A 13,108-nucleotide genomic window follows, 5' to 3' on the forward strand; every position below is an offset into this window, starting at 1 on the left:
TGGAAAATCAAATAATCACTATAAAGATCAAGCATATCCATTTAATTCCCTCCCTAAAATTAAGGGCGGAATTCTAATGCTTTTTAGTCAAACTACAAGTTTATGTGCGTAACATGAGATAGTTATCCAAACTAGCTAGCACTAAGGCTTTAAACTTAAGTGTAGTGGTTTGATGATCCAGATAAATAATATTGGCCACCGGATGGACGCCAACTAATTTTTCAATAAATTTATTAAAACAGCCACTAAAACAAATAGGGCTAGACTCTTGCCCATTATCCTCACCCTGCTCGTTTAAATTATAACCGCGTTGCATCTCATAAAGCCCCTCGAGAATAACTGTTCGCGCCTCCTCTAAGCTGCTTTGGCGTTGGCTATCATCATGTATTGCAATCCAACAGTAGGCCAGGAGTTCAGATAAGGAGATGTCACTAGTAGAGTCACGACTAGTAAAATGCTGGCATTGCTTAAAAAATTCTCTTATCGCTTCTGATTTAAGACTATTATCCTGCTCAAGCAGAGCTAAAATCTCTTTTTGTGCCGAGCAACCCACAAGTTGGTTATGGTAGAGTTCTTTTAAGCGTTGAGCAGAGTGCGAGGCCGATGCATGCACACTAGCCTTATGTGTGCTTTGCTTATCATTTAGTGATGGCCTAAACAAATTCCCCTGGATTCTTATAAATTGCTGCATGGCAGGAAGCGGATTATTTTGATTTAAATAACAAACTCTCTTTAATTCAGAAAAGAAATTCTGATTCAATAAACCAGGAGGAAGCCTACTCAGCTGATTTTTCACTGCTACCAAAGAAGAACGATATTGTTTGAAAAAATTTAAATACTCTGCTTCATTATTCTTGTCTAATAATCGAACCTGAGAAAAATAGTTTATAAAATCAGCCAAAGCAACATCATCGAATACCAGTTCAAAAAACTCTTTTTTGTGTAGGGAGCCCTCAAAAATAACGAGCAATCGCCTCATTTTTAAATAAATTGAAGGCTGATGAGAGAATTCCAACAGTTTAGTGTAATATTTTTCTTGGTTTTTCTTATCCAAATAGGGGGATAGGTCTTTCTTTAATAGATTTAAAGTCAACCAAAAACAACTTGCATAATCCTGGCCATCCCTGCTTTGTCGCAAGAGTACTAAATAAAGATTAAAGAGCTCTTTTAACTTAGCTGGTTTATTATCTAATTTACTCTGCACAATAAAACCAGAAATTATCTTAAGCACCATAAGTTCATCAATTTCTATTAAATGGTTCAAAAGCTCAGATTCTTTATCAATCTCCAGCTTTAGGCGATGAATATTTTTTACAACTGCAGCAAAGTGTTTGGGGTCGCTAAATTTCTCCAGATAAACCTTAAAATCCATTAATTTGCTTTTTTTAATTCCACAAACTCATAAGCTAAATTGTAAGGGGCGAAAGTATTTTTTAGACGCCCAATATCATCCTGCAGGCTATTTAAATATAAGAGTTTAAGACCGTTAGCCATTTGTTGAGCCATAATGCCTGCTGAGCTGCGTTGATTACTGACAATGAACTCGCGACAGAATGTTCCTTGCGGGCCGGTAAGCATTTCTGATTTTTGTAGGATAATTAAAGCCTCAGTTAAACTTGCGATAAAGGCCGGATAGGCGAGTAAGAAATTTAAATTAGCTTGCCCCTCTTCCCCATCTAATAGCTTATTTTTATCCAGTTTAAGTAAGGCATCCATCGTGAGTTTAGGATTATCCGAACAACACAGGCTAATAAAATTATCAACGCCTATTTTAGGGAGAAGATTAGCCTCATGTATTTTGAGTAAACACCTACAAAGCCGCTCAACTTGAGTAAAATTGAAAAGAAAAAAACTATTTACGTCTAGGTACTGCCCACTGAATAACCTGTCTTTATGTAGCGTTAGCATTTTGACTATACGTTTTGCATCAGAAGCTCCCATTAAGTTGTATAAGAGTTCCTCCACGTTGGGATACTCAGTTAAGACCTCAAGGGTTTGTTTGATATTCCTGGTACTCCATAATGCATAAGCTTTATCATTAGACGAGATTAATTTAGCTTTAAACTCCGTTTCAAGGAGTTGAGATAATTCCCTCATCGATTTCGCGGCAATAATAGTCTCAAGCAAGGCATAAGCATCTGTTTCGTTTAAGTAACCAAGCTTCTTCAAAAGCACTAATGCTCCAAACAGTTTTTTCTTAAGCTCACCCAGTTCGTTATTAGGTAAGCACGTGCTTTCGACACAAAAGGCCGCCAAAAAACTAAGTGCATTACCGGAGGGTTTAGCAAGACCGCAAATGAGTTTTAATAAATCGAGTTCTTTTAAAGAGTGAGCCAGCCTTAACATGTGCAGAATAAATTCTAAGTGATTGTCTGTATCCTTGAAAGTTAATAATTGAGTAATAATTGCACTGCTATTCTCTCGAGTAAGCAACTCAGCCTTATGAAAAAAATCCAACTTATTAAGCAGTTGGGAATAGTTTTGATGAATCCGTAATCGTTCTTTATCTGCATTATTTACCAAGCGCCGGGCGTGTAAACCATTTAAGATTTCATTAGCTTGCAGTAAAGCCGGGACAACTAAAGAACTCATGTAACACCATATTTTAAACAATTAAATTCATATTATACCAATAAATACAAATTAATATAATATTTATTCTAAAATATACTTTTTAGAGTTAAATGGATTAAAAAAGTGCTTTATTAATTGCCGCTTCATGAGCCACATGACGCGCAATAATATTGTTATTAACTAGTTCAGTTAAGTGTTGATCTAAGGTTTGCATCCCTTTAGCTTGGCCGGTTTGAATTGAGGAATACATTTGCGCGACTTTATCTTCACGAATCAAATTCCGAATAGCCCCGTTACAAATCATAATTTCAAGAGCAGCCACCCGCCCACCTTTTTGTTTTTTTAATAAACTTTGGGCGATAACTGCTTGTAAGGATTCCGAGAGCATTGAACGTATCATCGATTTTTCCTCAGCAGGAAATACGTCAATAATTCTATTAATAGTTTTGGTGGCCGAGTTGGTATGAAGGGTACCAAAAACTAAGTGTCCTGTTTCTGCAGCCGTCATCGCTAAACGAATGGTTTCTAGATCGCGCAACTCCCCTACTAAGATAATATCAGGGTCTTCGCGAAGAGCGGAGCGTAGCGCTGCGTTAAAACTCATCGTATCACGGTGTACTTCCCTTTGGTTCACCAGGCATTTCTTACTTTGGTGGACAAACTCAATGGGATCTTCAACCGTTAAAATATGTTCATAGCGACTTGAGTTTATATAATCAATCATTGCAGCTAAGGTAGTACTTTTTCCTGAACCCGTAGGCCCTGTGACTAACACTAACCCCCGAGAATAACTGGCCATGTCTTTGAAAATATCGGGTAAGGAGAGATCATCCATACTTAAAATTTTAGAAGGAATGGTACGAAATACCGCTGCAGCACCGCGCGCCTGATTAAACGCATTAACCCTAAAACGAGCCAAATTAGGGATTTCAAAAGAAAAGTCAGTTTCAAAAAATTCTTCAAATTCTTTACGCTGCTTATCATTCATGATGTCATAAATAATTTTAATCACAGCCTGATGGTCTAACTCCGGTAAGTTAATCTTGCGAAGATCGCCATCCACCCGAATTAATGGAGGCATGCCTGCAGAGAGGTGTAAATCTGAAGAATTATTTTTTACAGAAAAGGCCAAGAGCTCGGCGATATCCATTGTTATGACCTCATTTCGTCAATTTATCCTATTATTTTACCCATAATGGATAATTATTTGTCTTTTATAGAAGCGTAGCCTAGAAATTTATACTCAGCAAATAACAAGACTCATTAGCTCTTATGTTATTATTTATTATCTTAATTTTCTATATTCTGGTTCCTAACATGGCTATTGCACAACGCATTCAGCTGATTCAACAATTGATTAAAGAAACGGCCCAATCTTGCGGCCGTGAGCCTGAGTCTATCCTGTTATTGGCGGTGAGTAAGCAGCAAAATATTGACGCAATCAATGAGGCCTACCATTCAGGCTTGTGTCATTTTGGGGAAAATTATTATCAAGAAGCTGAAAAAAAAATACAGGCTTTAAAGTCTTTGCCCCTTAGTTGGCATTTTATAGGCCCCCTACAAAGTAATAAAACCAAAGGGATTGCCCGCCTTTTTTCCTGGGTCCATAGTATTAACCGACTTTCTATTGCTGAACTACTTAGCAAACATCGCCCCCCTGAGTTACCTCCATTAAACGTCTGCCTGCAAATCAATGTAGTGGATGAACCTAGTAAATCGGGAATACCCATAGAGGAGGCTCATGATTTAGCGAAATCTATCAGCCAATTACCACAACTTAAATTACGGGGCCTCATGACCATACCCCCACCACAAAATCATCCAGAACAACAATTCCACATTTTTAGCCAGCTTAAACAATTAAAAGAATGCATCAATAAGGACCTAAATCTCAACATGGATAGCTTATCCATGGGGATGAGTGATGACCTTATCCCAGCAATCAACGCTGGAGCGACTATAGTACGCATTGGCAGAGCCCTTTTTGGAGAACGATGATGAAGATTGGTTTTATTGGTTTTGGTTCTATGGCTAAGGCAATAGCCCGTGGTTTAATTAAGGAGCCTACGCATCAACTATTTGCCGCAGCCCCATCATTAACCAAGGGAATTAATGCAGAAGGTATTCAGACTTATCATGATAATAAAGAGCTGGTACAGCAGGTAGAAATTATCATCTTAGCAGTAAAGCCCAGCCAAATGGATAAAGTGATAAATGAGATTAACGCTCACCTCTCACCCTCTAGCCTAGTCATATCTGTTGCCGCCGGCTTGAGCATAGAGTGGTTTGCGAATCGATTTACTAAGCCCTACGCCCTTATTCGCACCATGCCCAACACTCCTGCTTCCATTGGCTTAGGCGCCACTCCGATGTTCGCCAATACCTATGTAAGTCGAGATCATAAACAATGGGCTGAAGCTATTTTTTCCAGCGTAGGCCTTACTCATTGGGCCAAAGCAGAAGAAGAAATGGATGTCTTTACAGCGCTTTCTGGTAGTGGTCCTGCTTATGTATTTCTTTTTGTAGAAGCCCTTACTAATGCGGCTATTGCTTTAGGTTTAGAGTCGGCTATTGCTCAAAAATTTGCGCTACAAACCTGTCGGGGGGCATTAAAATTAGCAGAAAACACTAATTTAAGTTTATCTCAATTAAGAACCCAGGTAACATCACCAGGAGGAACCACTGCAGCAGCCCTGGGTGTATTAGAGCCACAATTAGAAGGCCTAATCCATAAAGCAATGCAGGCAGCACAAATTAGAGCAGAAGAACTTGGCAAGTTGGATTAGCCTCATCGCTTTAGGCTAAGGATTTTAACTCTTTTCAAGCCTTATGACAGACTTAGAAAATTGCATTATATTAATTGAAACTCTATAGGGCTCATTTTTGTATCCCTCTAAAGCACAAAGGCTCCTTTTTAGGGAGGCGCCCCAAGCTTAGCCTTATGAGCGGCGCACATATTTAATTTAGGAGAAAAAATGTCTGGTTTAATCGCTGTAGGGTATTTTTTACTATCATTATTTTTTGATGTAATACTCTTTACTTTGTGGATGCGCATAGCGTTACGCTATTTGCGAATTAGTAGCCTTAATCCCTTTAGTCGCCTCATTTATACGTTTACTAATCCAGTAATTGGCCCTCTTTACTCTCTTTTGCGTTATCAAGATCTGGCAAAGCAACGTTATGATTGGCCGGTTTTAATTTTAATTTTTTTTATCGAAGTGTTGAAAGTTATACTTTTATGTCTTATCACTTTCCAAACTCTCTTTCCCTTTGTATATATCCTGCTTTATGCGGTGGCCGATTTTATTATCCAGCCTTGTAACTTATTATTCTTTGCTATCCTTGCGCGGGTTATCATGAGTTATGTGAATCCTTTCTGGAATCACCCAATGAATGATTTTTTAAAGGCGCTCACTAACCCCCTGCTGGTGGTGGGTCGAAAAATTGTTCCTAATATCTCAGGTTTCGATTTTTCTCCCTTTATCATGATGATTATATTAAAAGTAATTACCTTATTTATTCATGCATCCTTACCTGTTCGCTTGTTATAAATAAAAAAAATTATAAAAAGAACTATAATTGTACCTAAAGGAATTGATGGGAAAAAATTATGAACACTAAATTCATTTTAGGCTTATTTACATTAACAGCACCATTTACTGTCATTGCGGATCAATCCTATTACTGTCCCGAAAATCATGGGTATATCAATCTAGGCATGACACCGGCTCAAGTAATGGCAGCTTGCGGTCAGCCTTTAAGCCAGCAAGAGTCGAAGGAACCTATCTATCAAAAAATACCGGTACAACAACTTTTCTATAATAATCAGGGTACTAGCAGCGCGTTTTATGGCGTTTGGAATGTGTCTACTGGAAATAATGGTGCACAATTGCAGGTTGATGTACTCAATAATAAAGTGCAAGCAATTAAAGTTAATGGCTCAGATAGTAATGCGTTCTCCATTTGCAGAGGGGCCAATATTCAAGTAGGTGATCCCGTGGGCAAAGTATACAGCGCTTGTGGCAATCCCAGTATTACCAATAGCACCTATACCAATGTACCTATCCAATCCGCACAAAAACCAGTCATCTGGACTTATAAACCTAGCCAATATCAACCTTCTATAACCTTGACTTTTGTTGATGGCAAACTACAATCCATCAATAATTAATAGAGGGTACTACATAGATGAGTGAAACAATTGATGATATTACTATCGCCTTTAGTGAAAATGGCGTAGAAACCACCAAAGAATTAGATAAGCAAGTATTAACTAAAGGTGCGTGGACAACCATTATGTTCAAGTATCAAGATTGGGATAATGCAAAAAATGAATACGGTGCTGTCAAGTATTCGATTAGACGCTATCAAAAACGCAACAATCAATACTGGCAGAAATCTAAATTTAATATTTCCAGCAATGATCAAGCCCAAAAAATTGTAGAAATTCTTTCTGCTTGGCTAAAATAATTTAACTTATCTAAGTTATTCGGCTCGATGAGGGCTCGTATAAGACCCGCCCTCATTTGCCTTGAGTCGAAGCAACCCAGAACAGATATTGATCTGGGCCTACCTTTGCTAAATACCTACTAAGCTCAGACTAAGATGCAGTGTACTTAATTGAACTTGCTACCTCCTGCTGTCGATTCTTTCGATGATCTTGTGCCAGAAGTAAGTACATTGAGGGTAAAACAAACAGTGTAAATAAAGTGCCGATTGAAATTCCGGTTGCGATCACTAAACCAATGTTGTAACGGCTTGCAGCCCCGGCTCCAGTGGCTAAAATTAAAGGAATAACCCCTAATACCATAGCCGCGGTGGTCATTAAAATTGGCCTTAAACGAATTGCCGCCGCCGTCCTTATTGCATCTAACTTCTTTTGCCCAGCAGCTTGTAAATCATTCGCAAATTGTACGATTAAAATCCCATGTTTACTAATTAAACCAATTAAGGTAACCAAACCCACTTCACTGTAAATATTTAAACTTGCCTCTCCAATCCCTAAACTTACAAAAATCATCGCTCCGCAAACTGATAAAGGGACACTAATTAAGACAATAAAGGGATCTCTAAAACTTTCAAACAATGCGGCTAAAGCCAAAAAAATCAAAATGAGTGCGAAAAAGAAAGTTCCAATAAGGCTAGTACCCTCTTGCATAAACTGCCTGGATTGAGCAGCATAATCAACATAATATTCTTGAGCTAAATTATCTTTAGCAATTTGCGCTAAAGTCTCTAATGCTTTTGCCATTGAGACACCTGGAGCTGCGATAGCCGATATGGTTGCAGAGTTCAACTGTTGGAAATGATTGATTGATTCAGGAACAACTTGGGGTTCTAATCTTGCAACGGTGCTCAATGGAACTGAAGTCCCAGTCGAGCTGTTTATATAATAATTTAATATTTGCTCTGTATTAGTGCGAGTATCCCTTTGAACTTGAGGAATAACTTGGTATGAGCGACCGTCGTAATTAAAATAATTAATATAACCCTCACTTAAAGCTGAACCTAAAACATCACCTATATCTCGCATCGTTAACCCAAGTTGGGCAACTTTATCTCTATCTAAGACAATTTGAGTTTGTAGCTGATCTATTTTTAAATCAGGGTCTATATAGGAAAACAACCCAGAAGATTCAGCCTGCTCCAAAATGGGCTGAATCGCTTGATTCAATTCATTAAAATTCTTTGTAGTGTTAATAACAAATTGAATAGGAAGACCGCTACTGCCGCCAGGTAAAGAGGCTTTTTGATAAGCAGCCACTTTGGCACCTGCTATAGTATTAAATTTCTTTTGCATTATCGGTTGTAATTGATTACTGGTACGAGTGCGCTCGTTCCAGGGAGTTAATACTATCCCCACCAAAGAGGTGTTCAGCCCCGACAGACCATCAAGTTGAAAAATACTCAGCATTTCGGGAAAAGAGGTATAAATTCGATTTACTTCATCAGAGTAGAGTTGTGTTTGTTGCAAGGAAGCATTAGCTGCAGCGGTAACACTGGCCATGATTATCCCTTGGTCCTCTTGTGGTGCTAATTCTGATTCAGATGTAACGAATAAAAAATAGTTACTGATGAAAATAATAAGCGCAAAAACCACTACCACCGGAATAGCCCGTAACGTGTTAACTAAAGCTTTTTTATATTTTTTTTCTAAACTTAAAAAAAATCTATCCACATAACTCATCAACTTGTTTTTTCTTTCATTCTGCTCCTTTTTAAGGAATTTGGAACACATCATCGGTGATAAAGTTAAAGCAACAACGGTTGAAATGACTACTGCTGCTACTAAGGTGAAAGCAAACTCCGAAAATAATGCCCCGGTTAGCCCGCCCATAAATCCAATAGGTGCATACACAGCAAATAAAACCAAAGCAATAGCAATAATGGGTATAGCCAGTTCGCGAGCGCCTATTAAAGCGGCTTCAACTTTTGTTTTTCCCTCGTTGATATGACGTTGGATGTTTTCAACCATAATAATGGCATCATCAACCACTAACCCAATCCCCAGAACCAGTGCTAGCAGGGTCAGTAAGTTTATTGAATAGCCCAACATCAACATAATCCAGAAGGTACCAATAATGGATAAAGGAATGGCTATAATAGGAATTATGACGGAGCGTATAGAGCCTAAGAAAATAAAAATTACTAAGGCAACAATAATAAAGGCTTCCAATAAAGCGATAAGAACCTCATAAATAGACGCATCAATAAATAAACTCGCATCATAACTAATGGCTGCCTTTAAACTGGCGGGGAGTTCTGATTGGATAATACTAAATTCTTTTTTAATTTTTTTTAATACGGTTAATAAATTCGCTGAGGGTGAAACAATGATTCCGATATATCCTGAGTTATGATCATTATAACGGACTGAGGAGTTATAATTTTGTTCCCCCAGATTTGTCTTTGACAAATCCTTTAAACGAACAATAGCACCATTTTCAGCTTTAATAACCATCTGTTGAAATTGATCAACCTTAGTTAAATCAGTACTAGTGGTTAAATTTTGGATAAACATTTTTCCATCTGTGCGACCCGCAGCTGAAATAAAATTATTATTACCTAATGCACTACCCACTTGCGCAGGAGAAATTCCATATCCGGCGAGTTTTACAGGGTCAAGCCAAGTCCGCAATGCAAAATTTTGATTCCCTATAATTTCCGCCTCTTGCACACCATCAATGGCCTGTAATTTAGGTTGCACCACCCTTAAAAGATAATCAGCAATTTCATTGATAGATAACTCATCGCTATAAAAACTTAAATACATCGAACTTATTGATTCCCCCACAGAGACCGTAATGACAGGTTGTTGGGAATTGGCAGGCAATTGGTTTAAAACAGCGTTAACTTTGGCAGTTACTTCTGAGAGGGCTTTTAAAGGGTCATAATTAAGTAATAAATTAATCGTTATTGTACTAGTACCTGGTGTACTCGCAGAAGTCATGTAGTCAATGCCATTCGCTTGTGCTATAGAATTTTCCAAAGGAGTAGTAATAAACCCTGCCACCACATCGGGGTTAGCACCGGTATAGGTCGTTGTAACCGTGATAATCGCATTTTCTGTGAAGGGATATTGCATAACCGGCAGAGCATTCATAGAGCGCAAACCCATCGCTAAAATCATAATACTAATGACCATAGCTAAAACGGGACGTTTAATAAAAATATCTGTAAAACTCATAACCTCTTATCCTTATAGGGCTATTTTTCCTGTATTTTTGGATTAGCCTTATCGCCTGGCTGAATTTTATTATTCACTTTAATACTACTACCATTGCGGAGTTTTAATTGACCACTAGTGACAATAGTTTCTCCAGGTTCTATACCTTTTAAAACTGCAACCTGCTCCCCACGAGTATCACCTAAGGTAACGAAAACTTGTTTTGCAATAAGCTCAGGCTGATTTTTATCATCCTTATTGGTTGATTCTTTAACTACATACACTATATTGCCATAGGGGTTAAAGCTAATTGCAGATTGAGGCAGAGTAAGGTATTGATGTTCTACTTCCTCCTCCACTTCAACCCGAGTAAACATTCCTGGTTTTAATAGGAGCTCAGGATTTTGTACCGTTGCCTCCACCTGAATATTACGGGTATTAGCATCTACCACCGGCTGTATAGTTGAGACCACTGCCTCAAATTGTTTATGGGGATAAGCATCGGTAGTCATTTTAATTTTCTGACCATTTTTTAAAAAAGCAATATCTTGCTGGGGGAGATAAAAATCCACATAGAGAGGATCTAGCTGTTGTAGAGTGGTCACAGGATTGCCTGTATTTAAATATTGACCTGGATTAATTTGGTTTATGCCCAACTGTCCTGCAAAAGGAGCCACTAAAGTTTTTTTGGCTACAGTAGCCGCTTGTTCCTCTACTTGCCCCTCTAAATTTTTAAGGTTCCACTTGTCGGTGTCTAAAGTTTGTTTACTTACGGCATGAATAGCATATTGAGCCTTATCTCTTTGGTAGGTTATTTTAGCGAGCTCAACTTGTGCTTGTAAGGCATGTAGCAGCCCTATTTCAGTATCTGCGTTTAATTGAACTAAAATCTCGCCTTTTTTAACTACAGCCCCAGGTTTAAAATAAATAGTTTGAACCATTCCTGCTAATTCTGTAGTTACATCCACCCCCAGCTGTGCTCTTAGACTGCCAACCGATTTTAAAGTGGGCTGCCATAAGGATTCACTGACCTTCATGGTCGAAACAGTAATCACTCGATTTTTGGCTAAAGCTAGATAGCGTTTATTTATTTGAAAAGCAATCAGCTTCCAAGCAAAAATAGCTCCAAATAATATACCTAAAAAGATTAACATTTTAATCATTTTCTTTTTCAAAGCTTTATCTCACCTCTATAAAATATACTAAGAACATGGCTGTATACACGCAGGTTTTTGCCACCAACCACCTCCAAGCGCTTGAAATAAAGCAGCACTATCCTGATAACGCGTTGCTTGTACATTAATTCGCTTCAGGTGGACCGTTAAATATTGTTGCTGGGCATTCAGCAAACTAAGGTAATCTACACCTCCCAATCGATATTGTTGTATAGCGAGCTCTAACGATGCTCTCGCTGCATTATCTGCTTTAACCTCTATTTTGTAGAGCAAGGCATCTTGCTCGATTGCTTTTAATACGTCAGCGACATTTTGAAAAGCTTCTAATACTGTTTGCTTATACTGAGCAGCAAACTCTTGAAAATTTGCTATAGCCGCGCGACGTTGGGCTCTAAGTGAATTACCTTTAAATATGGGTTGTGCGACTTGTAGCCCTAAAGACCAAACATTATTGGTTGAGGTAAATAAATTTTGCCAGGTATTACTAAGCCATCCCTCATTTCCGGTTAGGGTGACCTGGGGAAATAGCTGTGCGGTGGCTACACCAATTTCGGCACAAGCACTATGTAACAAGGCCTCTGCAGCCCGAATATCCGGCCTTTGACGCACTAATCGAGAAGGCATCGTTAAAGGTAAATCCGTGGGTAAATGGAGCGATTCTAATTCTATTTCCGGTAAAGCTTGCTCAGGAAAGCCCCCAACTAAGGCCGATAAGGTATGCTTTGTTTGAGATAAACTCAGTTCTAATGGGGGTAATAAGGCTTTTGTTTGTTCAAGGGTGGAAATTTGCGTTAAGATATTTTCTTTTGACACTCCGCCTATTTTATATTGCTTATGCAAAATGTCTAAAATATCTTGCTCTACTTTTATAAGTTTTTTAGTTGCTTGAATTTGAGCGCGGTAGGAAGCAACAGTAATCGAGCTCGTAACAATATTTGAAGTCAAGGTTAGTTGAGCCGCAATTAATTGAAATTGTTGATAATCAACTTGTGCCTTTAGCGATTCAATTTGTCGACGTGCTTGGCCAAAAAAATCAAAGGTATAGGATACATTAATCAAAGGATTAAATAGATTAAACGTACTGCTACTATTTTGTCCTATCTGAACAGTGGAATATTGTTGGCGTTCAATACCAAAGGCCCCATCTACAGCAGGAAGTAAGGAACTGCCTATTTGTGCTTTCCAATTTTGTTGAGCTTTTTTTAATGCCGCCGAAGCTGCTGCTAAATTCGGACTATTGATTAAACCCATTTTTATTAATTGGTTGATTTGTTTGGAGTGAAAAAGCTCCCACCATAATAAAGGTATATCTTTATCTTGGCGAAAAGTTTGAGCCGCCCCACCAGAAGCTGGGACAGCTGCTGTTTTCTTTGCTAAGGGAGTTTCCGTATATTTATGGACTCTAGGTGAAGGAGGGGATTTAAAATTAGGCCCTACCATACAAGCGGTTTGCATAGCAGCAAAGAGGATCAACCCAATAATTAAGCGCGGCGCAAACACCAATTACATCCCTTGTAAAATCATTTATTTAAACGATTAATTTATCATAAATATTCTACTAAGTTCACTTTATTTAATTACTCATGTTACGCACATAAACTTGTAGTTTGACTAAAAAGCATTAGAATTCCGCCCTTAATTTTAGGGAGGGAATTAAATGGATATGCTTGATCTTTATAGTGATTATTTGATT

General features: G+C 38.3%; 11 protein-coding genes. 5 read left to right on the forward strand and 6 right to left on the reverse strand.

Features of this window, described 5'->3' with window-relative positions:
• Positions 1-100 precede the first annotated feature (100 nt).
• From ELY15_RS09565 to ELY15_RS09575, 3 genes are all read right to left on the reverse strand, one after another.
• Positions 101-1,372 (reverse strand): hypothetical protein, encoded by a 1,272-nt coding sequence (locus ELY15_RS09565; RefSeq protein WP_127099447.1) that lies wholly within the window; start codon positions 1,370-1,372, stop codon positions 101-103.
• Entirely contained in the window at positions 1,372-2,592 is a 1,221-nt protein-coding gene (locus ELY15_RS09570; protein ID WP_127099448.1) for a hypothetical protein, read from the reverse strand. The genes ELY15_RS09565 and ELY15_RS09570 overlap by 1 nt, the downstream gene beginning before the upstream one ends.
• A 97-nt stretch (positions 2,593-2,689) precedes the next feature.
• A complete protein-coding gene (locus ELY15_RS09575) occupies positions 2,690-3,724 on the reverse strand; it encodes a type IV pilus twitching motility protein PilT (RefSeq protein WP_127099449.1) in 1,035 nt (344 codons plus the stop codon).
• Between the two features lie 167 nt (positions 3,725-3,891).
• Between ELY15_RS09575 and ELY15_RS09580 the strand changes: the two genes are divergently transcribed.
• From ELY15_RS09580 to ELY15_RS09600, 5 genes are all read left to right on the forward strand, one after another.
• A complete protein-coding gene (locus ELY15_RS09580; RefSeq protein WP_127099455.1) occupies positions 3,892-4,572 on the forward strand; it encodes a YggS family pyridoxal phosphate-dependent enzyme in 681 nt (226 codons plus the stop codon).
• Positions 4,569-5,360, forward strand: a complete 792-nt coding sequence (proC, locus tag ELY15_RS09585) for a pyrroline-5-carboxylate reductase (RefSeq protein WP_233586603.1) — start codon at positions 4,569-4,571, stop codon at positions 5,358-5,360. Before ELY15_RS09580 ends, proC begins: the two co-directional genes overlap by 4 nt.
• 189 nt (positions 5,361-5,549) lie before the next feature.
• Positions 5,550-6,125 carry a YggT family protein gene (locus ELY15_RS09590; protein WP_127099450.1) on the forward strand — a complete coding sequence of 192 codons (576 nt, stop codon included), beginning with the start codon at positions 5,550-5,552 and terminating at the stop codon, positions 6,123-6,125.
• Between the two features lie 59 nt (positions 6,126-6,184).
• Positions 6,185-6,745, forward strand: a complete 561-nt coding sequence (locus tag ELY15_RS09595) for a DUF2845 domain-containing protein (RefSeq protein WP_127099451.1) — start codon at positions 6,185-6,187, stop codon at positions 6,743-6,745.
• 17 nt (positions 6,746-6,762) lie between these two features.
• Positions 6,763-7,044: a hypothetical protein gene (locus ELY15_RS09600; RefSeq protein WP_127099452.1), complete on the forward strand. Its 282-nt coding sequence runs from the start codon at positions 6,763-6,765 to the stop codon at positions 7,042-7,044.
• A 130-nt stretch (positions 7,045-7,174) separates the two neighbouring features.
• Here ELY15_RS09600 and ELY15_RS09605 read toward each other — a convergent pair whose 3' ends face one another.
• Genes ELY15_RS09605 through ELY15_RS09615 form a run of 3 tightly spaced genes read right to left on the reverse strand, consistent with a single transcriptional unit; the run spans position 7,175 to position 12,915 of the window.
• A complete protein-coding gene (locus ELY15_RS09605; RefSeq protein ID WP_127099453.1) occupies positions 7,175-10,261 on the reverse strand; it encodes an efflux RND transporter permease subunit in 3,087 nt (1,028 codons plus the stop codon).
• Positions 10,262-10,281: 20 nt separating this feature from the next.
• Positions 10,282-11,394: an efflux RND transporter periplasmic adaptor subunit gene (locus tag ELY15_RS09610; protein WP_233586605.1), complete on the reverse strand. Its 1,113-nt coding sequence runs from the start codon at positions 11,392-11,394 to the stop codon at positions 10,282-10,284.
• A gap of 48 nt (positions 11,395-11,442) precedes the next feature.
• Complete coding sequence (locus tag ELY15_RS09615; RefSeq protein WP_233586607.1) at positions 11,443-12,915, reverse strand: efflux transporter outer membrane subunit; 1,473 nt, start codon at positions 12,913-12,915, stop codon at positions 11,443-11,445.
• Between the last annotated feature and the right edge of the window lie 193 nt (positions 12,916-13,108).

The organism is Legionella sp. km772 (assembly GCF_003989735.1).
GTDB lineage: Bacteria > Pseudomonadota > Gammaproteobacteria > Legionellales > Legionellaceae > Legionella.

Bases quoted from the DNA above. Each gene is read 5' to 3' on its own strand.
- ELY15_RS09565 (WP_127099447.1), bottom strand. From the start codon at position 1,372: ATGGATTTTAAGGTTTATCTGGAGAAATTTAGCGACCCCAAACACTTT.
- ELY15_RS09570 (WP_127099448.1), bottom strand. From the start codon at position 2,592: ATGAGTTCTTTAGTTGTCCCGGCTTTACTGCAAGCTAATGAAATCTTA.
- ELY15_RS09575 (WP_127099449.1), bottom strand. From the start codon at position 3,724: ATGGATATCGCCGAGCTCTTGGCCTTTTCTGTAAAAAATAATTCTTCA.
- ELY15_RS09580 (WP_127099455.1), top strand. From the start codon at position 3,892: ATGGCTATTGCACAACGCATTCAGCTGATTCAACAATTGATTAAAGAA.
- proC (WP_233586603.1), top strand. From the start codon at position 4,569: ATGATGAAGATTGGTTTTATTGGTTTTGGTTCTATGGCTAAGGCAATA.
- ELY15_RS09590 (WP_127099450.1), top strand. From the start codon at position 5,550: ATGTCTGGTTTAATCGCTGTAGGGTATTTTTTACTATCATTATTTTTT.
- ELY15_RS09595 (WP_127099451.1), top strand. From the start codon at position 6,185: ATGAACACTAAATTCATTTTAGGCTTATTTACATTAACAGCACCATTT.
- ELY15_RS09600 (WP_127099452.1), top strand. From the start codon at position 6,763: ATGAGTGAAACAATTGATGATATTACTATCGCCTTTAGTGAAAATGGC.
- ELY15_RS09605 (WP_127099453.1), bottom strand. From the start codon at position 10,261: ATGAGTTTTACAGATATTTTTATTAAACGTCCCGTTTTAGCTATGGTC.
- ELY15_RS09610 (WP_233586605.1), bottom strand. From the start codon at position 11,394: ATGTTAATCTTTTTAGGTATATTATTTGGAGCTATTTTTGCTTGGAAG.